A 20,202-nucleotide genomic window follows, 5' to 3' on the forward strand; every position below is an offset into this window, starting at 1 on the left:
CAAACGCCGGAGGGGCTGGAAGTCAGCCCCTCCGGCGTTTGAGGAGCGGGGGTCCGGGGACAGCGCCCCCGGGGAACGGGAATGGGAAGGGGCGGCGGGGGCGAAGAACTCGTCCCTATTTCGCCCGGAGCGCCACGAAGGAGCGCCCGCCCGTCGACCATTCGTCCTCCGCCCGCCAGCCCGCCCCCTCCGCGTACCGCCGCAGCGCCGGAGTCCCGAGGCGGGCCCACGGGAAGGGGACGCCAGGGGTGCCGTGGGCGTCGGTGACCTGGACCAGGGCGCGTTCGTCGACGTCCGGGTACGGGACCGTCTCCGCGATCAACCGGCCGCCCGATGACAGCAGTCGGGCGAGGCGGGCGAGCAGGGCCTCCGGATCGCCGCCGATGCCGAGGTTGCCGTCCATGAGCAGGGCGGTGCCCCAGCGGCCGGTGCCGGGCAGCGGGTCGAAGACGGAGCGGAGCAGCGCCTGCCCGCCGCGCCGGACGGTGTGCGCGACCGCGGCCTCGCTGACGTCGATGCCGAGCGCGCGGTGCCCCCGGGCGCCCAGGGCCGCGACCAGCCGTCCCGGTCCGCAGCCCACGTCCAGCACCGCGCCCGCGCAGCGCCGCAGCACCTCCAGGTCCGCCGCGTCGGCCTCCGCGCACCAGCGCTCCACGTCCAGGGGCAGCAGCCGGCCGTCGGCACGGCGCAGGAACAGCGGTCCCCGGCCGGCGTGCAGGGCGTCGGCGTAGGGGCCGGCGGACCAGGCCCGCTCGGCGGCGGGGGCCGTCCGCCGGCGTCCCACGCGCGCCGCCGCACGCACCCCGCTCACCGGTGGGCCGCCGTCAGCCGGGCCAGCCGTGCGGCGAACCGGCCGCCGGGTGCCTCACCGGCGACCAGCGCCGCGTCGTACGCCGTGTCCACGTCCCGCAGCGGCGGCAGTTCCCGTACCCGCAGACGCGCGAGCCGCCGCCGTTGCGCGGCCCCGGTCCCCGGTGTCGACATGGGGACCCCGCGCAGCAGTCCGGGGTCGGGTTCGGCCAGGCCGAGCGCCCAGAAGCCGCCGTCCTCGGCGGGACCGAAGTACGCGTCGCAGTCACCGAAGTCCACGGTGAGCAGCTCCGGGGTCACCTGGGGCGTGTCCATGCCGATGAGGAGGGCGGGTCCGTCGCACCCGGCGAACGCGGCGGCCAGCCGCTCGTCGAGTCCGCCCGCGCACTGCGGTACGACCTCGACGCCGTCCGGCAGCCACGCTCCCGGCGTTCCGTCCAGCACCAGCACCCGGCGCCGCGCGGGCGTACGCGCCACCACGTCCAGCGTGTCCGCGAGCGCGGCCTCGGCGAGTACCGCCGCCTCCTCGGGGGTGAACGGTGGGGTCAGCCGGGTCTTCACCCGGCCGGGGCGGGGCTCCTTGGCGATCACCAGCAGCGTGACGGGAGACGACGTCATGACGCCGCCCCTTCCCGCACCGGCGCCTCCTGGAGTACGCGGCTCATGTCCCGTACCGCCTGGAAGGTGCCCCGCCAGGTGCCGGTCACCTTGGAGGCGCCGGTGCGCGGCGCGTACGGGACGTCGTGTTCGGTGACGCGCCAGCCGGCGTCGGCGGCGCGCACCACCATCTGCAGCGGGTAGCCGCTGCGCCGGTCGGTGAGGTCCAGGGCGAGCAGCTCCTCGCGCCGGGCCGCCCGCAGCGGGCCGAGGTCGCGCAGCCGCAGCCCGGTACGGCGGCGCAGCAGCCGGGACAGCGCGAGGTTGCCCGCGCGGGCGTGCAGCGGCCAGGCCCCGCGCGCCCGCGGCCGGCGCCGGCCCAGCACCAGGTCGGCCTCTTCGGTCCGCACCTCGCGCACGAACGGCACCAGATCCGCCGGGTCGAGGGAGGCGTCGCAGTCGCAGAAGCAGACGATGTCGGCCGTGGCGGCGGTCAGCCCGGCGTGGCAGGCGGCGCCGAAACCGCGCCGCTCCTCGTGCACGACGGTCGCGCCGAGCTCGCGGGCGATGCGGTCGGACCCGTCCGTGGAGCCGTTGTCCACCACGAGGGCACGCCAGCCGGGCGGGACGCGTTCCAGCACCCACGGCAGCGCCGCGGCCTCGTCGAGACAGGGGAGGACGACGTCCACGGACGCCGGGCCCGGATCCGGGGTCGGGTCCGGGGTCGGGTCCGGGTTCGGGGCAGGGGAGGAGGAGGTCACGGCTCTCACCCTACGAACACGAAACGGGCATACCGGTCATCGACTCCTTACGGAACGCGGACGTCGGCGGCCGGCCCGCACCGCTCGCGCGCGCGTGGTGCGAGGCTGGCCGCATGGAGCAGCGACCACCGAACGCCGAGGCCGGGGCCCGGGTCCTCGTCGTCGACGACGACCCCACCGTCGCCGAGATCGTCACCGGCTATCTCGACCGCGCCGGATACGTCGTCGACCGGGCCGGCGACGGCCCCGACGCGCTCGCCCGCGCGGCGGCCCACTGGCCGGACCTCGTCGTCCTCGACCTGATGCTGCCCGGCATGGACGGCCTGGAGGTGTGCCGCAGGATGCGCGGGCGCGGACCCGTGCCGGTCATCATGCTCACCGCGCGCGGCGACGAGGAGGACCGCGTCCTCGGTCTGGAGGTCGGCGCCGACGACTACGTCACCAAGCCGTTCAGCCCGCGCGAACTCGTCCTGCGCGTCGAGTCGGTGCTGCGCCGTACCCGGCCCGCCCCGGCCGCCGCGTCCGGCCTGTTGCGGGCGGCCGGTCTCTCCCTCGACCCCGCCGCTCGCCGGGCCACCAAGAACGGCACCGAACTCGCCCTCACCATCCGTGAGTTCGACCTCCTCGCCTTCTTCCTGCGCCACCCCGGGCGGGCCTTCGCGCGGGAGGAGCTGATGCGGGAGGTGTGGGGCTGGGACTTCGGCGACCTGTCCACCGTGACCGTCCACGTGCGGCGGCTGCGCGGCAAGGTCGAGGACGATCCGGCGCGGCCCCGGATCGTCCAGACCGTGTGGGGCGTCGGCTACCGCTTCGACGGGGAGGGGTGAGCGATGCGCGACATGCTGCTCATCGCCCTGTTCGCCTTCCTCGGCGCCGCCGCGGCCGGCGTGCTCGGCGCGTGCGTGCTGCTGCTGATCCGGCGCCGGTCGCTGACCGCGCATCTCGCGGTCGTCGCCGGGGTCGCGGTGGCGGCGATGCTCGCGGGCACCCTCGCCGTCGCCCGGGCCATGTTCCTGTCGGCGCACGACCTGAGCGTGGTGACCACGGTCGTCGCCATGGCCGCCGTCGTCTCCACAGTCACCGCGCTGCTGCTGGGCCGCTGGGTCGTCGCCCGCAGCCGCGAACTGGCGCTCGCCGCCCGCTCGTTCGGCGACGGCGGGGACTTCGCCGCGCCCGACGGCCCGTCCACCGCGGAACTGGCCGCGCTCAGCCACGAGTTGGAGGCGACCAGCGTCAGACTGGCCGAGTCACGGGACCGCGAGCGCGCCCTGGAGTCCTCCCGGCGCGAACTCGTCGCCTGGATCTCCCACGACCTGCGCACCCCGCTCGCCGGACTGCGTGCGATGGCCGAGGCGCTGGAGGACGGCGTCGCCGCCGAACCCGACCGCTACCTCAGGCAGATCCGCACCGAGGTGGAACGCCTCAACGACATGGTCGGCGACCTCTTCGAACTCTCCCGCATCCACGCCGGCACGCTGACCCTCTCGCTCTCCCGGATCTCCCTGTACGACCTGATCGGCGACGCCCTCGCCGGCGCGGACCCGCTCGCCCGCGAGCACGGCGTACGGCTCGTCGGGGACCGGGTGGAGCCGGTACCGGTGGAGGTGGACGGGCGGGAGATGAGCCGCGTACTGGGCAATCTGCTGGTCAACGCGATCCGCCGGACCCCGGCCGACGGCACGGTCGCCGTCGCCGCGCGGCGCTCGGACGAGGGCGTGGTGCTGTCCGTGACCGACGGCTGCGGCGGCATCCCCGAGGAGGACCTGCCCCGCGTCTTCGACACCGGCTGGCGCGGCACCCACGCCCGCACCCCGCCGGCCGGCGCGGGCCTCGGCCTCGCCATCGTCCGCGGCATCGTCGAGGCCCACCGCGGCAGCGCCACCGTCCGCAACGTCACCGGCGGCTGCCGCTTCGAGGTGACCCTTCCGGCGACGGGACCCTGACCCGGAGCTCCCCTCACGACGGTCCGACGGCCACCGCGCGGCTCCGCCGTCGCCGCGCGGGTGACGTGACAGTCCGGTACGGCTGAAGTCGCCTGCCCGCCCGCGTCTCAGTCGCCCCGCAGTCCCGCCGCCGCGAACTCCCGCATGCCCTCCTCGAAGCCGACCTTCGGTCTCCAGCCCAGCTCGGCCCGCAACCGGGAGGAGTCCGCCGTGATGTGGCGGACGTCGCCCAGGCGGTACTCCCCGGTGACGACCGGGTCCGGACCGCCGTGCGCGACGGCCAGGGCGCGGGCCGTCTCGCCGACCGTGTGCGGGGTGCCGCTGCCGGTGTTGTAGGCGGTGAGCGCCCCGGCGGCCGGGTCCGCCGTCAGCGCGGCGACGTTCGCCGCCGCCACGTCCCGTACGTGCACGAAGTCCCGCCGCTGACCGCCGTCCTCGAAGACCCGCGGGGCCTCCCCGCGGGCCAGTGCCGAGCGGAAGAAGGAGGCGACGCCCGCGTACGGGGTGTCGCGGGGCATGCCGGGGCCGTACACGTTGTGGTAGCGCAGCGACACCGCCGAACCGCCCGTCGAACGCGCCCAGGCGGCGGCCAGGTGTTCCTGGGCCAGCTTGGTCGTGGCGTACACGTTGCGCGGGTCGGCCGGGGCGTCCTCGCCGACCAGGCCCGGTTCGAGGTCCGTCCCGCACACCGGGCAGGCGGGCTCGAAGCGGCCGGCCGCCAGGTCGGTGACGGTCCGCGGGCCGGGACGCACCACCCCGTGCCGGGCGCAGACGTAGCGGCCCTCGCCGTACACCACCATCGACCCGGCCAGTACCAGCCGCTCCACGCCCGCCTGCGCCATCGCGGCCAGCAGCACCGCCGTACCCAGGTCGTTGCGGGAGACGTACTCCGGGGCGTCGGCGAAGGAGGTGCCGAGGCCGACCATCGCCGCCTGGTGGCAGACCGCGTCCACGCCGGACAGGGCCTCGCGCACCGGGCCGGGGGAGCGTACGTCCGCCGTCGGATCGGTGCGGACGTCGAAGACGACGGGCTCGTGCCCGCGGGCCCGGAGCGCCTCGACGACATGGGACCCGATGAACCCGGCACCGCCGGTGACCAGTACGCGCATGCGTCCACGCTAGGCGCGTGCCTCGCCCGGCAGCGGTGCCGCGCCCGTGACGTCACGGGTCCGTAAGACCGGTGAGCGGAGTTCGCGTGGGCCGGGGGTAGGTTGCGCGGCCGGGCGCGTTACGGGGTGCCCGGTGTGGGTGTGGGCCGGGGGTGGGTCGCGCGGCCCGGCGCTTGCGGGGTGCCTCCCCCACTCTCGGCTTCGCTCGAGCGGGAGGTACCCCCACCGCCCACCCGTGCCGCCCTGGGGGCACCTCCCAGGCCCTTAAGGCACTGGGGGAGGCACGACTGCCCGAGGCTACGGGGCGGGGCGCCGTCCCTGCGGCACGACTGCCCGCGGGTGCGCCTCCAGCGGTAGCCGTACGGTGAAGACCGTCGCCCCCGGCGCGTCGCTCAGTTCGATGTCGCCGCCGTGTGCCCGTACCAGTGACCGGGCGACCGCGAGGCCCAGTCCGCTGCCGCCCCGGTCCCGGCTGCGGGCCTTGTCGACGCGGTAGAAGCGGTCGAAGACCCGTTCCCGGTCCTCCGCCGGGATGCCGGGGCCCGCGTCGGTCACCCGTACCAGCGCCGAGCCGGCGGCGACGGAGACCGTGACGGACACCCTCGTACCGGCCGGGGTGTGCACGGCCGCGTTGGTGAGCAGGTTGTCCAGGACCTGCCGTATGCGCTGCGGATCGAGCCGCAGCAGCAGTGGGGCGGACCTGGCCGTCACCGCCAGCGGATGCCCCGGACGGCTCGCCCGGAACGCGTCGGCGGCCTGCTGGACCAGCTCTCCCAGATCCGTGTCCGCCGTCCGCAGCGGCGCCTCCACCTCCGCCGCGTCCAGCCGGGCGAGCAGCAGCAGGTCGTCCAGGAGTACGCCCATCCGGGCTGCCTCCGCGCGCAGCCGGGCCAGATGCCGGTCGCGTTCGGCGGGTTCGTTGGCGGCGGCGTACTGGAACAGGTCCGCGTAACCGCGTACCGACATCAGCGGGGTGCGCAGTTCGTGCGAGGCGTCGGCGACGAACCGGCGCAGCCGCAGCTCGGCCTCCGCGCGCACCGCGAGGGAGTCGTCGATGTGCTCCAGCATCGTGTTGAACGCGGTCCGCAGCTCCGCCACCTCCAGGCCGCCGTCCCGCCCGTCCGCGCGCAGCGGCAGCCGGGCCGCCGACTCCGTCAGGTCGTGCGAGGCGATGCCGTGCGCGGTGTGCGCCATGTCGCTCAGCGGCTTCAGCCCGCGCCGCAGCATCCGCCGCCCGAACACCACCAGCGCCAGCAGCGCGAGCGCGAACACCACCACCTGCACGGTGATCAGCTGCCCGACGGTCTCCTCGATGTCCTCCACGGGCGCGGCGCTCACCAGCACCACCCCCGGTTCGACCTCGCAGCCGCGCAGCCGGTAGGTGCCCTCCCCGTCGATGCGTGCGGTGCGCGTCAGCTCGGTGTCGGAGTGCGCCATCGCCCGCGCCAGGTCGGCCAGGGCGCGGGTGTCCTCGGGCACGTCGGAGGGCCTGCGCAGGGTGACCGCGTCGTCGGAGACGTCGTACACCGCCGTGTACCAGCCGTAGTACGGCTTCCGCCTGACCGTGCCGTGCGCCGCCGCGTCCTTGGCCTGCACGGCCTGGATCAGCTTGAGCTGGTCGCCGAGCTGCCGCTCCAGATAGTCGTGCATGTACGTGGTGAGCGCGGTGCCGACGACCGCGAACACCGCAAGGGACAGCACCCCGAGGCCCAGCGTCAGCCGGGTGCCCAGGCGCACCCTCCGGTACGTGTCCCGCAGCCGCCGGAGACACGCCGTCACTCGGCGGCCTGCCGGATCACGTACCCGAAGCCCCGCACGGTCTGGATCAGCGGCTCACCGGTGTCGTCCAGCTTGCGCCGCAGCCGGCTCACCACCAGTTCCACCACGTTGGAGCGGCCCCCGAAGCCGTACTCCCACACATGGTCCAGGATCTGCGCCTTCGTCAGCACGGTCGGCGACCGGCGCATGAGGTAGCGCAGCACCTCGTACTCGGTCGGCGTCAGCGACAGCAGCCGCTCACCGCGCCGCACCTCACGCGTGTCCTCGTCCATCGTCAGGTCCGCCACCCGCAGCACCGACCGCTGGTACCCCGGTCCCGTACTGCGCCGCAGCACCGTCCGCAGCCGCGCCATCAGCTCCTCCACGGCGAACGGCTTGACCAGGTAGTCGTCCCCGCCCCGGGTCAGCCCCGCCACCCTGTCGGCGACCCCGTCCCGCGCGGTGAGGAACACCACCGGCACCATCGTCCCGGAGCGCCGCAGCCGGTCCAGTACGCCGAAGCCGTCGACGTCCGGCAGCATCAGGTCGAGCACCACGATGTCCGGGCGGAAGTCGGCGGCGCGGCGCAGCGCCTCCTCACCCGAGTTGGCGGTGACCGCCTCCCAGCCCTCGTAGCGGGCGACCGTCGCCACCAGGTCGGCTATCGGCGGGTCGTCGTCCACGACGAGGAGTCGTACTTTTTCCACCCGCCCATACTGCGGCACACCGCTCCCGGCGCCAGAGGCGGTGCACGATCGCATCTCGATCGATAAAAACTTGAAAGTTGACCGACAGGAGATCGACAGCGCCTGTGACCAAGCTCGGAGTCCCAGGACCCGATCAAGGAGTTTCCGGCGTGACAGCTGTCCAATCGCCTCCCGCACCCCCCACCGCGAGGCGACGCCCCGAGGCGGTGGCGCGCATCGGCCTGTACGGCCTGCTCGCCGCGAACGCGGCGGTGGTGGCCGTCTTCTTCGTCCAGGCGGGCTTCGGCGCGAACGCCCTCGTCGTGCTCGGCCGCCTCACCGGCCTGTACGCCGCCCTGCTGATGGCGTTCCAGCTGCTGCTGGTGGCCCGGCTGCCCTGGCTGGACCGCCGGATCGGCATGGACCGGCTGACCCTGTGGCACCGCCGGGTCGGCTTCGGACTGCTGTGGACGCTCCTCGGCCACGCCGTCTTCATCACCTTCGGCTACGCGGAGATGTCCTCGATGGACCCGGTGAACCAGCTCGTCGACCTCGCGGAGACCGTCGAGGGCGCGCTGCGCGCGGTCGTCGCGCTGGTACTGGTCCTGGTCGTCGGCGCGGCCTCGGCCCGCCGCGCGCGGCGCCGTCTCGCCTACGAAACCTGGCACTTCATCCACCTGTACACGTACGTCGCCGTGGTGCTGGCCTTCACCCACCAGGTCGCCGTCGGCTCCACCTTCACCGCCTCGACCGCCGCCACCGCCTACTGGTACGGACTGTGGGGCGCCGCCCTCGCCGCCGTGTTCGCCGGCCGGCTGGTCCTGCCGCTGTGGCGGAACCTGCGCCACCAGTTGCGGGTCACGGCCGTCGTCCCCGAGAACGACAACGTGGTGTCCGTCCACATCACCGGCCGCGATCTGGACCGGCTGCCCGCCCGAGCCGGCCAGTTCTTCCTGTGGCGGTTCCTGACGAAGGACCGCTGGTGGCAGGCGAACCCGTTCTCCCTGTCCGCCGCGCCCGACGGCCGCACCCTGCGGCTCACCGTGAAGGCGGCCGGCGACGGCAGCGCGGCCCTGCGCCACCTCGAGCCCGGCACCCGGGTCTTCGCGGAGGGCCCCTACGGCGCCTTCACCGCCCTGCACCGCACCCGCCCGGACGCCCTGCTCATCGCCGGCGGCGTCGGCGTCACCCCGATCCGGGCCCTGCTGGAGGAGCTGCACGGCCACGCCGTCGTCCTCTACCGCGTGAACACGCAGACCGACGCCGTACTCCACGACGAACTGCGCGAACTCGCCCTCGCCAAGGGCGCCGAACTCCACCTGATCACCGGCCCGCCCGTACCGGACCGGCTCGCCCCCGGCGAACTGTCCCGCCTGGTCCCCGACCTCACCGACCGGGACGTCTACGTCTGCGGCCCGCCCGGCATGACCACCGCGGTCCTGCGCGGCCTGCGCGAACTGGGCGTACCGAAGCAGCAGATCCACCACGAGCGCTTCAGCCTGGCCGGATGACGAACGCGGGTCGATCGAGGAGAACACCGTGAAACGAGCACTGCCCGTCCTGGTCCTGACCGTCGCCGGACTGATCCCGGTCTGGCGCTACACCCCGTCCGCCCCGGAGCCGGCGGTCGCCGAACCCGCCCCCGCCCCCTCGGTGTCCACCTCCCCGGGCGGCACCACCCGGGTGGTGGCCGGCCCCACCGTCGACACCGAGAAGGGCCCCGTGCAGGTCGAGGTCACCCTCGACGGCGACCGCATCAGCGCGGTGCGGATGCTCCGGCAGCCGGACCACCCGCAGACCACGGCCGCCGTACCGGTGCTGATCGAGGAGACACTGGAGGCGCAGAGCGCCGACGTCGACACGGTCTCCGGCGCCACCGTCACCAGCGACGGCTACCGGGAGTCCCTGCAGGCCGCCCTCGACGCCCAGGGCTCCTGACGTGCGGCGCGTCGAACACGTCATGGGGTTCCCGGTGTCGCTGCGCGTCGACGACGAGGGGTTCGGGGAATCCGCGGTGGACGACCTCTTCGCCTGGCTGCGCGAGGTCGACGCCCGCTTCAGCCCGTTCCGCGAGGACAGCGAGGTCTCCCGCCTGGACCGGGGCGAGCTGAGCCCGGACCGGCTGAGCCCCGGACTGACCGAGATCCTCGACCTGTGCGAGCGGTACCGGACCGCCACCGGGGGCGCGTTCGACGTACGGCTGCCGGGCCGGCGCCTCGATCCGTGCGCGGTGGTGAAGGGCTGGTCGGTGCAGAAGGGCGCCGACCTGCTGCGGGCGGCGGGAGCGCGGCGGTTCTGCCTCAACGCCGGCGGTGACGTGGTCGCCGCCGGCGGACCGTGGCGCGTGGGCGTACGGCACCCCGAACACGCCGACCGGCTCTGCACCGTCCTGGAGCTGACCGACGGCGCGGTCGCGACCTCCGCGCGCTACGAACGCGGCGACCACATCATCGACGGCCGCACCGGCCACCCGGCGACCGGCCTGCTCGCCCTGACGGTCACCGCCCCCACCCTGACCCTGGCGGACACGGTCGCCACGGCGGCCTACGCCCTGGGCGCGGAGGGCGTGGCATGGGCCGCCGCGCGCCCGGGCTGCGAGGTGTTCGCCGTGACGGCGGACCGTCGGGTGGTGCGGACCGCCGGGTTTCCCTCGGTGGAATCGGGGCAGGTGGCGGCGTAGTCCGGGTCGCCGCGACCTGGGTCGTTGAGTTCCGGGGTTCTGTCAGAGGTGCCGTCTACACTCGACCGGCGACAGAGCGTGCGACCTCGGTCAAAAGCTTTCGGCACCCGAAGGGCAATCGGCGTCTTGATAAGGATCGATTCAGTCACGAAGCGGTACCCGGACGGCACGGTGGCGGTCGACCGGCTGTCGCTGGACATCCCCGACCGCTCGATCACCGTCCTCGTCGGGCCCTCCGGGTGCGGCAAGACGACCACGCTCCGCATGATCAACCGGATGGTCGAACCCACCGACGGCACCATCCTCCTGGACGGCGAGGACGTCCAACGGCAGCCGGTCACCACCCTGCGCCGGTCCATGGGGTACGTCATCCAGAACGCCGGGCTCTTCCAGCACCGTACGATCGTCGACAACATCGCCACCGTGCCCCGCATGCTCGGCTGGGGCAGGCAGCGGGCCCGGGAGCGGGCGGCGGAGCTGATGGAGCGGGTGGGCCTCGACCCCTCGCTGGCCAAGCGGTACCCGTACCAGCTCTCCGGCGGCCAGCAGCAGCGCGTCGGCGTGGCGCGGGCGCTCGCCGCGGACCCGCCGGTGCTGCTGATGGACGAGCCGTTCTCCGCCGTCGACCCCGTGGTGCGCAAGGGGCTGCAGGACGAACTCCTGCGCATCCAGGACGAGCTGGGCAAGACCATCGTCTTCGTCACGCACGACATCGACGAGGCGATCAAACTCGGCACCATGGTCGCCGTACTGCGCGAGGGCGGCCGGCTCGCCCAGTACGCGCCGCCCGCCGAGCTGCTGTCGAGCCCCGCGGACGGTTTCGTCGAGGACTTCCTCGGCGCCGACCGCGGTATCCGGCGGCTGTCCTTCTTCCCCTCCGCCGCACTGGAGTTGACCACCGACGCCGTGATCCCGGCCGACGCCACCGCCGGCCGGATCGCCGCCGCCGAGTCCCCCCACCTCCTGGTCACCGACCCCGACGGCCGCCCGCTCGGCTGGGCGGAGCGCGAGGAGCTGACCGCCGGTGACATCCGGGCCGAGCGACTGCTGCCGTACGGGCGGCCGTTCGTGCCCGGCGCCGACTCCCTGCGGGTCGCCCTCGACTGCGCCGTGCTCTCGCCCGTCGGCTGGGCGGTCGCCGTGGACGGCGGCGGCCGGGTGACCGGCGTCGTCTCCCAGCAGACCATCGGCGAGGCCATCCGCGGCGCCCACGGCGGGAGCCGGCCGGACACGGACAGAGCCGGGGTCGCCAAGTGACCGGCTTCTTCGACATACCCAGCGACCTCCAGCACAGCTGGACCGGGCTGATCGGCCTGCACATGAGGGAGGCCCTGCTGCCGGTGGCCGCCGGGCTGCTCCTCGCGCTGCCGATCGCGCAGCTGTGCGGGCGCTTCCGCTGGCTGTACCCGCCCGTGCTCGGCATGACGACCGTGCTGTACGCCGTCCCCTCCCTGGCGTTCTTCGTCGTCCTCATCGACTACACCGGCCAGACCGAACTCACCGTGATGATCCCGCTGGCCCTGTACAGCCTGGTCGTCCTGGTCCCGGCCATCGTCGACGGCGTGCGCTCGGTGCCGGACGAGACCCTCGCCGCGGCCACCGCCATGGGCTTCGGCCCCGTACGCCGTTACCTCCAGGTGCAGTTGCCCATCGCCGCGCCCGCCATCATCGCCGGGCTCCGGGTCGCCACCGCGTCCAGCATCTCCCTGGTCGGCGTCGGCGCCCTGATCGGCAACCAGGGCGCCCTCGGCAACCTGCTCGCCGCCGCGCAGAAGTACGACCGGCCCGAACTCGCGGTGAACGCCGTGGTCACGATGGCCGTCCTGGCGATCCTCTGCGACGTCCTGCTGGTCGCGCTGCGGACGCTGCTGACCCCGTGGATGCCGCGCGGCGGAACCCGTACGAAACCCGTCGCGCGGCGGGAAGAGATCACCCCGGAGGGCGCGGTCCGGTGAACGTCATCGACTTCGTCAACGCCTTCTTCAGCGACAGCGCCCACTGGCACGGCTACGACGGCATCCCGCAGCGTTTCTGGGAACACCTCCAGTACTCCCTGCTGGCCCTCGCCGTGGCCGCCGCGATCGGGCTGCCCGTCGGCCTGCTGACCGGCCACACCGGACGCGGCGGCAACGCGCTCGCCTTCGTCGCCAACGCCGCCCGTGCCCTGCCCAGTTTCGGTCTGCTGGTCCTCGCCGTCCTGCTGATCGGCTTCGGTCTGCTGCCCGTGATGATCCCGCTGGTCGTGCTGGCCGTCCCGCCGATCTTGGTGACCACCTACGAGGCGGTCCGCTCCGTCGACCCCGCCCCCGTGGACGCCGCCAGGGGCATGGGCATGCACGAGTCGCGGATCCTCTTCCAGGTCGAGGTGCCCGTGGCGCTCCCGCTGATCCTCAGCGGACTGCGCTCCGCCGCCATCCAGATCGTGTCGACGGCCACCATCGCCGCGTACGTCAGTCTCGGCGGCCTCGGCCGGTACATCATCGACGGGCTCTACCAGCGCGACTACGAGAAGGTGGTCGGCGGCGCCACCCTGGTGGCGGCCCTGGCGCTGCTCACCCTCGCGGTGTTCTGGGCGGCGGGACGGCTGGCCGTGTCGCCCGGAGTGCGCAGGCGCTGACGGTCGATCACCTGTACGACAAACCGTAATCGGCACGTTCTTGACTCACCGTACCCGGCTGGATTGGATCGGCGAATGACTTCCACCGCGAAAAGCAGCAGGTCCAGGACGAGGCACACCGGCGCGGCGGCCGTCGCGCTCACCGCCGCGGCGGCGCTGCTCGCGGGCTGTTCCTCCTCCGGCGACACCTCCGACAACCCCCTCGACGGGGAGAAGGCCGAAGCCGGCACCGTCGTCGTCGGCTCGAACAACTTCGCCGAGTCCACCCTGCTCGCCGACATCTACGGCGAGGCCCTCCGCGCCGCCGGCCTCAAGGTCGACTACAAGCACAACATCGGCAGCCGTGAGACGACGTACGGCCTGATGAAGAACGGGTCCATCACGGTCCTGCCGGAGTACAACGGCTCCCTCCTCGCCTACCTCGACCCCAAGGCCGGGCAGGAGTCCGCCGAGGCCGTGAACGAGGCCGCCAAGGCGAAGCTGGACAAGTCCCTGACGCTGCTGGAGTCCTCGCCCGCCGAGGACAAGGACTCGGTCGCCGTCAACGCCGGGACGGCGAAGAAGTACGGCCTCACCACGGAGTCGACCCTCGCCGACCTCAAGGACATAGCGCCGGAGATGGTGATCGGCGGCTCGCCCGAGTTCCAGACCCGGCAGCAGGGGCTGAAGGGCCTGGAGACCGTCTACGGACTGAAGTTCAAGTCCTTCAAGGCGCTCGACGCGGGTGGCCCGCTCACCCAGGCGGCCCTCACCGGGAACGAGGTCCAGGCCGCGGACGTCTTCACCACCGACCCGACCATCGTCAAGGAGAAGTTCGTCGTCCTGAAGGACCCGGAGAACCTCTTCGGCTTCGCCAACGTCACCCCGCTGGTCAGCAAGGAAGGGCTGCCGCAGGAGGGCGTGGAGGCGCTGAACGCCGTATCCGCGAAGCTGGACACCGAGACCCTCCTCGACCTCGACGCCCAGGTGCAGCTGGAGAAGAAGGACCCGCTGGACGTGGCGAAGGCCTGGCTGAAGTCGGCCGGCCTGGACTGACCCCGCCCGGGGTGCGGCCGACCGGCCGCACCCCACGGGCCGTTCACCGCGCCGGGGCCGCCTGCGCGATCAGCCGGTCGATCAGTGCGATCAGCACGTCCCGGCACGACTCCCGCTCCCGCGCGTCGCACAGCAGCACGGGCACGCCGTCCGGCAGCGCCAGCGCCTCCCGGATGTCCTCCACCGGGTACGGGTGCTCCCCGTGGAAGCCGTTGACGGCGATCACGAACGGAATGCCCCGGCGCTCGAAGAAGTCGATCGCGGCGAAACTGGTCTTGGGCCTGCGCACATCCACCAGGACCACCGCGCCGAGCGCGCCGACGGCCAGGTCGTTCCACATGAACCAGAACCGCTGCTGCCCCGGCGTGCCGAAGAGGTACAGCACGAGATCGCCCGAGACGCTGATCCGGCCGAAGTCCAGGGCGACCGTGGTGGCACGTTTCTCCTCGACGCCGTTCAGGTCGTCGACGTCCAGACCCGCCATGGTCAGCGGCTCCTCGGTGCGCAGCGGGGCGATCTCGCTGACCGAGCCGACCATGGTCGTCTTGCCCACGCCGAAACCACCGGCGATCAGGATCTTGACCGTGTCGGGTGCCGAACGCCCGGCGGACGCCCGCGCGGTGGTGTCAGAGCCGGCCAAGGCCCTCCCTCACTTTCTGCAGCAGATCCAGGTCCACGGTGGTGCGGTCCACGGGGTGCGGCGGACGGGCGGTGATCCGGCCCGCCTCCAGCAGGTCGCACAGCATGATGACGACCACGCTCATGGGCAGGTCGAGACGTGCGGCGAGCTCGGCGACCGCCACCGGCTCGGCGCACAGCCGCAGGATCCGGGAGTGCTCGGGCTGAGGCCGGGCCGCCCCCTCGGGCTGCGGATCCACCGCCGTCACCGTCGTGATGAGCGTGAAGTCGGCGCGGCTGGGCCGGGTCCGGCCACCGGTCAGGGTGAACGGCCGTACGAGCCGGCCCGCCGAGTCGCTTCCACCCACCTCACACGCCGGGGTCGACGGCCGGCCCCGCGATGTCCCGCGGGGCCGCGCTGAGATGCTCACCGATCTTCTTCACCAGCATGTTCATCTGGTACGCCACCACGCCGACGTCCGCGCCCGGACCGGTCAGCACCACCAGATGGGCGCCGGGACCGGCCGAGGTGAGGATCAGGTAGCTGTGCGCCATCTCGATGAGCGCCTGGCGCACCGGGCCGCCGCGGAAGTCCATGCTGACGCCCTTGCTGAGGCTCATCAGACCGGACGCGGTCGCCGCCAGGCGTTCCGCGTCGTCCCGCAGGAAGCCGGTGGACTTGCTCACCACCAGTCCGTCCTCGGAGAGCACCACGGCCTGGTTCACGTCGGCGACCCGTTCGACGAGTCCGGTCAGCAGCTGGTCGAGCTGGGTGTGAGTGGCGGGGATGGGGCGTGTCATGACGGTGTTCCTTCGTGAACGGTCAGCGGTCGGCGGGCGGAGTCGGGGGCTCGACGTGAGCGGCGGGCGCGTGCGCCGGCGCGGCCGTACCGTCCGCGTCGGTGTCGTCGTCCCGCGCCTGGGACGTGCCGCGCTGGAAGCCGGCGAGGGAGGAGGCGGCGTGTTCCGCGGTGAAGTCGCCGGAGTCGTCCTCGGCGTCCGGGACGGACTCCTCGCGGAGCTCGGCGGCCAGACTGGTCTGCGGCACCCGGCGGGGGAGCGGGGTGAGCCCGTCCCGGCGGGGCGCGGGCACCGGCACGGCCGGTGCGGGGGCGGTCCGTACGGCGGTCGCCGTACGGGACGCCGCGGCCTGCTCCGCGCCGGCGGCCACGGGCTCCTCGCGCCGGTCGTCCGCACGGTCCCGTACGGCCTCGGTGCGCGTCTCCTGCCGGCCACCGCCGGACGGTACGTCCGGCACCACGATCTCGTGCGGGATCAGCACGATCGCCGTCGTCCCGCCGTACGGCGAGGAACGCAGGGTCACGGAGACACCGTGCCGGTGCGCGAGCTGGGAGATCACGAACATGCCGAGCCGGAGGTCGTCGGCGAGCGCCACCACGTCGAACTGCGGAGCCTTGGCCAACTGGGTGTTCAGGGAGGCGTAGTCGTCGTCCGACATGCCGAGGCCACGGTCCTCGATCTCGACGGCGAGGCCCTTGGCCACCATCGCCGCCCGCACCGTGACGGGGCTCGGCGCCGGCGAGTACACCGTCGCGTTGTCGATCAGCTCCGCCAGCAGATGGATGACGTCGGCCACCGCGGGCGGGGCGAGCGACACCTCCTCCTCGGTGAGCACCTCCACTCGCTGGTACTCGGCGACCTCCCCGACGGCACTGCGCACGATGTCGATCAGCGCGACCGGCTCGCTCCAGGAACGGCCGGGACGCTCACCGCTGACGATGACCAGGTTCTCCTCGTACCGGCGCAACTGGCTGGCCGTGGAGTCCAGTTCGTACAGGCCCTTGAGGACCTCGGGGTCGGTGTGCCGGCGCTCCAGCGCGTCGAGCTTGCTGAGCTGGAGGTTGACCAGGTTCTGGCTCTGCCGCGCGATGCCGAGGATGACCTTCTGGAAACCGCGCCGGGTGTCGGCGAGTTCGACCGCGGTGTGCACGGCGGTTCGCTGCGCGGTGTTGAACGCCTGGGCCACCTGGCCCAGTTCGTCGTGGCCGTAGTCCAGCGGGGTCGTCGCCGACTCCGCGTCGACCTTCTCGCCCCGCTCCAGCCGGGCCACCACATCGGGCAGCCGCTCCTCGGCCAGACCGAGGGTGGCCACCCGCAGCCCGCGCAGCCGGCGGGACAGCGAGCGGGTGATGCGCCAGGACAGGCCGACGCACAGCAGCAGCGCGAGCAGTCCGGCGGCGCTCAGGGCGGCGGCCGTGATCAGCAGGCTGCGGGCCTCGTCGGCGCTGCGGGTGAGCAGCGCGTCGGTCTGCTGCCGGATCATGGTGGCGTACTGCGGGGAGACCCGGTCCATGGCCTCCTCCCACTGCTCCCGCAGGTCCGGCAGTTCGACGTCGCGCTTCTTGCCGGTGGGCGCGGTCGCGAGCACCTGGTCCTCGACCGCCTCCAGGGCACGCCACTCGGTGCTCCGCAGGATCCGCTCGGTCTGTGTCTTGGTCTCGCCGCGCAGGGAGGGCTCGATCTGGTCGGAGACCAGCCAGCGGCGGGTGTGCACCAGCTCCGCGAACTTGCCCCAGCTCTCCGCGTCGAGCTCTCCGTCGGGCCAGGCGAGGGTGAGCCGCGCGTCCTCCTCGGAGACCAGCTCCGCGGCGTGCTCCAGCGCGATCAGCGGTTCGGCCTGCGAGGTCAGGTCCCCGTCGTCGACCTGGGAGAGCTCCTGGAAGGCGTGGATCTGGTCGTCGATGATCGAGGTGTACTGGTCGAGCGCCTGCTCTGCGGTGATGTCGCTGGGCGTGTCCACCTGGTCCCGGTAGTACTCCAGGCTGCCCACCGAACCGAGCACCCCGTACAGCCGGTCCGAGATGCGCGCCGGTGCCTCGGCGATCGCGTCCGCCTGACCGACCAGCTTCGCCACCGCCTCGTCGGTCTTCTCGCGCTGCGCGTCGAGGGCGGTCCGGGGGGTGTCCGGTTCGGCCAGCCAAGCGGCGGTGAGCCTGCGCTCCTGCTGCAGCGCGAGCGCGGCGTGCGTGCCCATCGCGCCGGTCGACCGGCTCAGTTCCGTCTGGGAACGCAGTTGCAGGCCCTCGGAGAACATCTGGATCGTCGTCAGGCCCCACATGCCGGCGAGGGTGACGCTGGGCACCAGGGCGAGGAGGAACAACGAGAGACGTATGGAGCCGAGACGGCGCCGGGCACCTGTCCGTGGAGACATCGTGGTCCTAGAGCGGTCGGATGGGGGAGGAAGTACGCACGGGCCGGACCGTCAGCGGGTTCCGTCGGCGGCGAACCCGGCGACCGAGGCCGCGTTGGCCTTCGTGACGAACGCGGGCCCGGTGAGCACGGGCGCGACCCCGCCGCCGCTGATGTTGCCGTTGGTCCGGTACAGCCACAGCGCGTCCACGGCGAGATAGCCCTGCAGATAGGGCTGCTGGTCGACGGCGAACTGGACGTTGCCGCCGCGCACGGCGTCCACCAGGTCGTTGTTGAGGTCGAAGGTGGAGACGTCGGCGTTGCTGTCCGCCTCCGCGACGGCGTCGACCGCGGTGAGCGCGAAGTCCGCCCCGTTGGTGACGATCTCGTCGATGCTCGAGTCCTGCCGCAGCCGGGCGGTGATGATGCCGGAGACGGCGCGCATGTCGGTGCCGTCCACGTAGAGGTTCTCCGTCGTCCCGCCGAACGCCTTCTTCACGCCGGCGCAGCGGGCCTCCAGGGCAACGTTGCCACGCTCGTGGACGACGCACAGGGCGTGCTCGGCCTTCAGCTCGTCCAGCTTGTCGCCGACGGCCCGGCCCGCCACGCTCTCGTCCTGGCCGAAGAACTCCAGCAGCCCCGCCGACTTCCAGGCGTCGATACCGGAGTTGAGACCGACCACGGGGATGTCCGCGGCCCGTGCCTCGTTGACCGGGCCCTTCATGGCCGCCGGCTTGGCCAGCGTCAGCGCGATGCCGTCGACACCGTCGCGGACCGCCTCGCGGACCAGCTCGGCCTGTCCCGCCGGGTCCGGGTCGCTCATGTACGTCAGCTCGATGCCGTCCTTGGCGGCCGCCGCCTCGGCCCCCTTCTTCACCCGGTCCCAGAACGCGTCGTCCTCGCTGCCGTGGGTGACCATCGCGACCTTGATCCGTCCGGCACCGGAGGCGCCCGCGCCGTCGGACTCCGAGGAGTCGTCGGCCGAGCAGCCGGTCGCCAGCAGACCGGCGGCGGCCAGGGCGGCCAGGCGGCGTATCGGGAGGCGTGGGGACGGGGGACGAGTGTTCATGGAGAGTACGGACCTCGCTGTGCGGCCGAGCAAGAGCAGGGGAGAGCACGGACGGAACCGCGCGGGGTGCGTGCGCCGACCGGGTGACTCTCGCTGGCCCGGAGCCAACCCTGTGGAACCACTGGTCGTCAAGTGAACAGCCACGTGAAGTGAGGCGATGCTGCCGCATTGTGATGAACCGTGAGTGCGGTGCGGCTGTTGTCCGCCGCCGAACCGAATGGACGGTACGGAACGGCTCCGGCCCCCTTGCGGGCGCCCGCCGTTCAGCGCCGGCGCAGCCGCAGGGCCAGCGCGACGCCACCGGTGAGCACCAGGACGGTGGCGGCACCGCCCGCGAGCAGCGGGGCGGAGGGCCCGGAGGGGGCGGCCGCGGTGGTGTGCGCGGCGGCGGTCGTGGCGGTACGGGGCGTCGGGGTGCTCGCCGTCGAGGGGCGTGGAGACGGTGACGGGGGTGCCGCACTCTCCCGTGCCGGTCGCGCCGGACTCTCCCCTGCCGGTTCCGCCGGCTTCTCCCTCTCCGGGAACACCACGTCCGAGCACGAGTAGTACGTGTCCGGGGTGCTGCTGTTCTCCCACACCGTGTAGAGCACATGACGTCCCGTCCGGTCCGACGGCAGGGTCACCCGGAACCGGTGGGCGCCGTCCGTCAGCGCCGGGTCCGTCACCTCGGCGAACGGCTCCTCGGGCAGGTCGGCCCAGGTGAGCGGCTTCGCCGGGTCGTAGCCGGGCTCCGTCAGATACATCCGGAACGTGCCGGTGTGCGGGATCGTCGAGACGTACGTCATCGGCAGCGCCCCACCGGGTCCCACCCGGGTCGCCGGCCAGTCCGTACGGGCCAGGTCGAGGCCCCGGTAGGCGGGCAGGCCGCCGCTGCACAGGTGTCCGTCGGGGATCCGCTGCCGGTCCCGGCCGGCGACGTCCGCCACCCGCAGGTTGTCCCACTCCGTGAACGGCGCCCCGTTCGCGGCGACGGCGGCCCGGCAGGCCGCCGACCCCGCGCGGTCGCCGCCCTCGGGCGAGCAGGCCACGACCCGGCTCACCGGATCCGTCGGCGCCCCGTGGGCCCCGGCCGGCGCCGCCGCCCACAGCGGCAGCAGCAGCGGGGTCACGAGGGCCGTCACGAGCGCGGTGCGGTGTGCGGTCGTCCGGGGCATCCGGACCGCCTCCTTCGGCGGGCGGGGAACGCGGGGAACTCTTCCGTGCAGTACGGAGGAAAAGCCCGGCGCGTTCATCTCCGCGGCGATGCGGGCATAGCGGTCCGTTCCTGGTCGACCGCCTTTCGGCGAGGGTGGTTTCCCGCCCGGATCGAGGGTTTCCCCGGTATCCGGGCGGCCCGGGCGCTGCCTATCGTTCGACCGCAGTCGGCCCA

At 73.2% G+C, this 20,202-nt stretch carries 21 protein-coding genes; 9 read left to right on the plus strand and 12 right to left on the minus strand.

Going from position 1 to position 20,202, the window contains the following annotated elements:
* Nucleotides 1-115 precede the first annotated feature (115 nt).
* Genes ACFV5H_RS34675 through ACFV5H_RS34685 form a run of 3 tightly spaced genes read right to left on the minus strand, consistent with a single transcriptional unit; the run spans nt 116 to nt 2,177 of the window.
* On the minus strand, nt 116-802 hold the full coding sequence (locus tag ACFV5H_RS34675; protein ID WP_385057669.1) for a class I SAM-dependent methyltransferase: 687 nt from the start codon (nt 800-802) through the stop codon (nt 116-118).
* Between the two features lie 5 nt (nt 803-807).
* On the minus strand, nt 808-1,428 hold the full coding sequence (locus ACFV5H_RS34680; RefSeq protein WP_385057668.1) for a DUF2064 domain-containing protein: 621 nt from the start codon (nt 1,426-1,428) through the stop codon (nt 808-810).
* Nucleotides 1,425-2,177, minus strand: coding sequence for a glycosyltransferase family 2 protein (locus ACFV5H_RS34685; protein WP_385198718.1), 753 nt, complete (start codon nt 2,175-2,177; stop codon nt 1,425-1,427). Before ACFV5H_RS34685 ends, ACFV5H_RS34680 begins: the two co-directional genes overlap by 4 nt.
* A gap of 104 nt (nt 2,178-2,281) precedes the next feature.
* Between ACFV5H_RS34685 and ACFV5H_RS34690 the strand changes: the two genes are divergently transcribed.
* Nucleotides 2,282-2,995: a response regulator transcription factor gene (locus ACFV5H_RS34690; RefSeq protein ID WP_385057665.1), complete on the plus strand. Its 714-nt coding sequence runs from the start codon at nt 2,282-2,284 to the stop codon at nt 2,993-2,995.
* Between the two features lie 3 nt (nt 2,996-2,998).
* On the plus strand, nt 2,999-4,111 hold the full coding sequence (locus tag ACFV5H_RS34695) for a sensor histidine kinase (protein ID WP_385198720.1): 1,113 nt from the start codon (nt 2,999-3,001) through the stop codon (nt 4,109-4,111).
* 107 nt (nt 4,112-4,218) lie between these two features.
* Here the strand turns inward: ACFV5H_RS34695 and ACFV5H_RS34700 are convergent, their stop codons facing one another.
* From ACFV5H_RS34700 to ACFV5H_RS34710, 3 genes are all read right to left on the minus strand, one after another.
* Complete coding sequence (locus tag ACFV5H_RS34700) at nt 4,219-5,220, minus strand: NAD-dependent epimerase/dehydratase family protein (RefSeq protein ID WP_385198722.1); 1,002 nt, start codon at nt 5,218-5,220, stop codon at nt 4,219-4,221.
* 297 nt (nt 5,221-5,517) lie between these two features.
* Nucleotides 5,518-6,999 (minus strand): sensor histidine kinase, encoded by a 1,482-nt coding sequence (locus ACFV5H_RS34705; RefSeq protein WP_385198723.1) that lies wholly within the window; start codon nt 6,997-6,999, stop codon nt 5,518-5,520.
* A complete protein-coding gene (locus ACFV5H_RS34710; protein WP_385057657.1) occupies nt 6,996-7,685 on the minus strand; it encodes a response regulator transcription factor in 690 nt (229 codons plus the stop codon). The genes ACFV5H_RS34705 and ACFV5H_RS34710 overlap by 4 nt, the downstream gene beginning before the upstream one ends.
* Nucleotides 7,686-7,834: 149 nt before the next feature.
* Here ACFV5H_RS34710 and ACFV5H_RS34715 point away from each other — a divergent pair, with 149 nt between their 5' ends.
* The 7 genes from ACFV5H_RS34715 to ACFV5H_RS34745 all read left to right on the plus strand — a co-directional run bounded on the left by ACFV5H_RS34715 (nt 7,835) and on the right by ACFV5H_RS34745 (nt 13,996).
* Nucleotides 7,835-9,175 carry a ferric reductase-like transmembrane domain-containing protein gene (locus ACFV5H_RS34715; RefSeq protein ID WP_385198725.1) on the plus strand — a complete coding sequence of 447 codons (1,341 nt, stop codon included), beginning with the start codon at nt 7,835-7,837 and terminating at the stop codon, nt 9,173-9,175.
* 28 nt (nt 9,176-9,203) lie between these two features.
* Nucleotides 9,204-9,602 (plus strand): FMN-binding protein, encoded by a 399-nt coding sequence (locus tag ACFV5H_RS34720; protein WP_385057653.1) that lies wholly within the window; start codon nt 9,204-9,206, stop codon nt 9,600-9,602.
* A 1-nt stretch (nt 9,603) separates the two neighbouring features.
* On the plus strand, nt 9,604-10,344 hold the full coding sequence (locus ACFV5H_RS34725) for an FAD:protein FMN transferase (RefSeq protein WP_385198727.1): 741 nt from the start codon (nt 9,604-9,606) through the stop codon (nt 10,342-10,344).
* A 126-nt stretch (nt 10,345-10,470) separates the two neighbouring features.
* On the plus strand, nt 10,471-11,601 hold the full coding sequence (locus ACFV5H_RS34730) for an ABC transporter ATP-binding protein (RefSeq protein WP_385198729.1): 1,131 nt from the start codon (nt 10,471-10,473) through the stop codon (nt 11,599-11,601).
* Entirely contained in the window at nt 11,598-12,299 is a 702-nt protein-coding gene (locus tag ACFV5H_RS34735; RefSeq protein ID WP_385057648.1) for an ABC transporter permease, read from the plus strand. Before ACFV5H_RS34730 ends, ACFV5H_RS34735 begins: the two co-directional genes overlap by 4 nt.
* Nucleotides 12,296-12,961 carry an ABC transporter permease gene (locus tag ACFV5H_RS34740; RefSeq protein WP_385057646.1) on the plus strand — a complete coding sequence of 222 codons (666 nt, stop codon included), beginning with the start codon at nt 12,296-12,298 and terminating at the stop codon, nt 12,959-12,961. The genes ACFV5H_RS34735 and ACFV5H_RS34740 overlap by 4 nt, the downstream gene beginning before the upstream one ends.
* 75 nt (nt 12,962-13,036) lie before the next feature.
* A complete protein-coding gene (locus tag ACFV5H_RS34745; RefSeq protein WP_385198731.1) occupies nt 13,037-13,996 on the plus strand; it encodes an ABC transporter substrate-binding protein in 960 nt (319 codons plus the stop codon).
* A gap of 43 nt (nt 13,997-14,039) precedes the next feature.
* Here the strand turns inward: ACFV5H_RS34745 and ACFV5H_RS34750 are convergent, their stop codons facing one another.
* The 6 genes from ACFV5H_RS34750 to ACFV5H_RS34775 all read right to left on the minus strand — a co-directional run bounded on the left by ACFV5H_RS34750 (nt 14,040) and on the right by ACFV5H_RS34775 (nt 19,987).
* Nucleotides 14,040-14,636, minus strand: a complete 597-nt coding sequence (locus ACFV5H_RS34750; RefSeq protein ID WP_385198733.1) for an ATP/GTP-binding protein — start codon at nt 14,634-14,636, stop codon at nt 14,040-14,042.
* Nucleotides 14,623-14,982: a DUF742 domain-containing protein gene (locus tag ACFV5H_RS34755; RefSeq protein WP_385057641.1), complete on the minus strand. Its 360-nt coding sequence runs from the start codon at nt 14,980-14,982 to the stop codon at nt 14,623-14,625. The genes ACFV5H_RS34750 and ACFV5H_RS34755 overlap by 14 nt, the downstream gene beginning before the upstream one ends.
* A gap of 1 nt (nt 14,983) precedes the next feature.
* A complete protein-coding gene (locus ACFV5H_RS34760; RefSeq protein WP_085575286.1) occupies nt 14,984-15,415 on the minus strand; it encodes a roadblock/LC7 domain-containing protein in 432 nt (143 codons plus the stop codon).
* Nucleotides 15,416-15,437: 22 nt separating this feature from the next.
* Nucleotides 15,438-17,786, minus strand: coding sequence for a nitrate- and nitrite sensing domain-containing protein (locus ACFV5H_RS34765; RefSeq protein ID WP_385198735.1), 2,349 nt, complete (start codon nt 17,784-17,786; stop codon nt 15,438-15,440).
* Nucleotides 17,787-17,837: 51 nt separating this feature from the next.
* Entirely contained in the window at nt 17,838-18,833 is a 996-nt protein-coding gene (locus ACFV5H_RS34770; protein WP_385057637.1) for a substrate-binding domain-containing protein, read from the minus strand.
* Between the two features lie 263 nt (nt 18,834-19,096).
* Nucleotides 19,097-19,987, minus strand: a complete 891-nt coding sequence (locus ACFV5H_RS34775; RefSeq protein WP_385198737.1) for a lytic polysaccharide monooxygenase — start codon at nt 19,985-19,987, stop codon at nt 19,097-19,099.
* Between the last annotated feature and the right edge of the window lie 215 nt (nt 19,988-20,202).

This window comes from Streptomyces sp. NPDC059787 (assembly GCF_042732315.1).
Classification (GTDB): Bacteria; Actinomycetota; Actinomycetes; order Streptomycetales; family Streptomycetaceae; genus Streptomyces; species Streptomyces atrovirens.

Coding starts and splice junctions, on each gene's coding strand:
- ACFV5H_RS34680 (WP_385057668.1), bottom strand. CDS start 1,428: ATGACGTCGTCTCCCGTCACGCTGCTGGTGATCGCCAAGGAGCCCCGC.
- ACFV5H_RS34690 (WP_385057665.1), top strand. CDS start 2,282: ATGGAGCAGCGACCACCGAACGCCGAGGCCGGGGCCCGGGTCCTCGTC.
- ACFV5H_RS34695 (WP_385198720.1), top strand. CDS start 2,999: ATGCGCGACATGCTGCTCATCGCCCTGTTCGCCTTCCTCGGCGCCGCC.
- ACFV5H_RS34700 (WP_385198722.1), bottom strand. CDS start 5,220: ATGCGCGTACTGGTCACCGGCGGTGCCGGGTTCATCGGGTCCCATGTC.
- ACFV5H_RS34745 (WP_385198731.1), top strand. CDS start 13,037: ATGACTTCCACCGCGAAAAGCAGCAGGTCCAGGACGAGGCACACCGGC.
- ACFV5H_RS34760 (WP_085575286.1), bottom strand. CDS start 15,415: ATGACACGCCCCATCCCCGCCACTCACACCCAGCTCGACCAGCTGCTG.
- ACFV5H_RS34765 (WP_385198735.1), bottom strand. CDS start 17,786: ATGTCTCCACGGACAGGTGCCCGGCGCCGTCTCGGCTCCATACGTCTC.
- ACFV5H_RS34770 (WP_385057637.1), bottom strand. CDS start 18,833: ATGAACACTCGTCCCCCGTCCCCACGCCTCCCGATACGCCGCCTGGCC.
- ACFV5H_RS34775 (WP_385198737.1), bottom strand. CDS start 19,987: ATGCCCCGGACGACCGCACACCGCACCGCGCTCGTGACGGCCCTCGTG.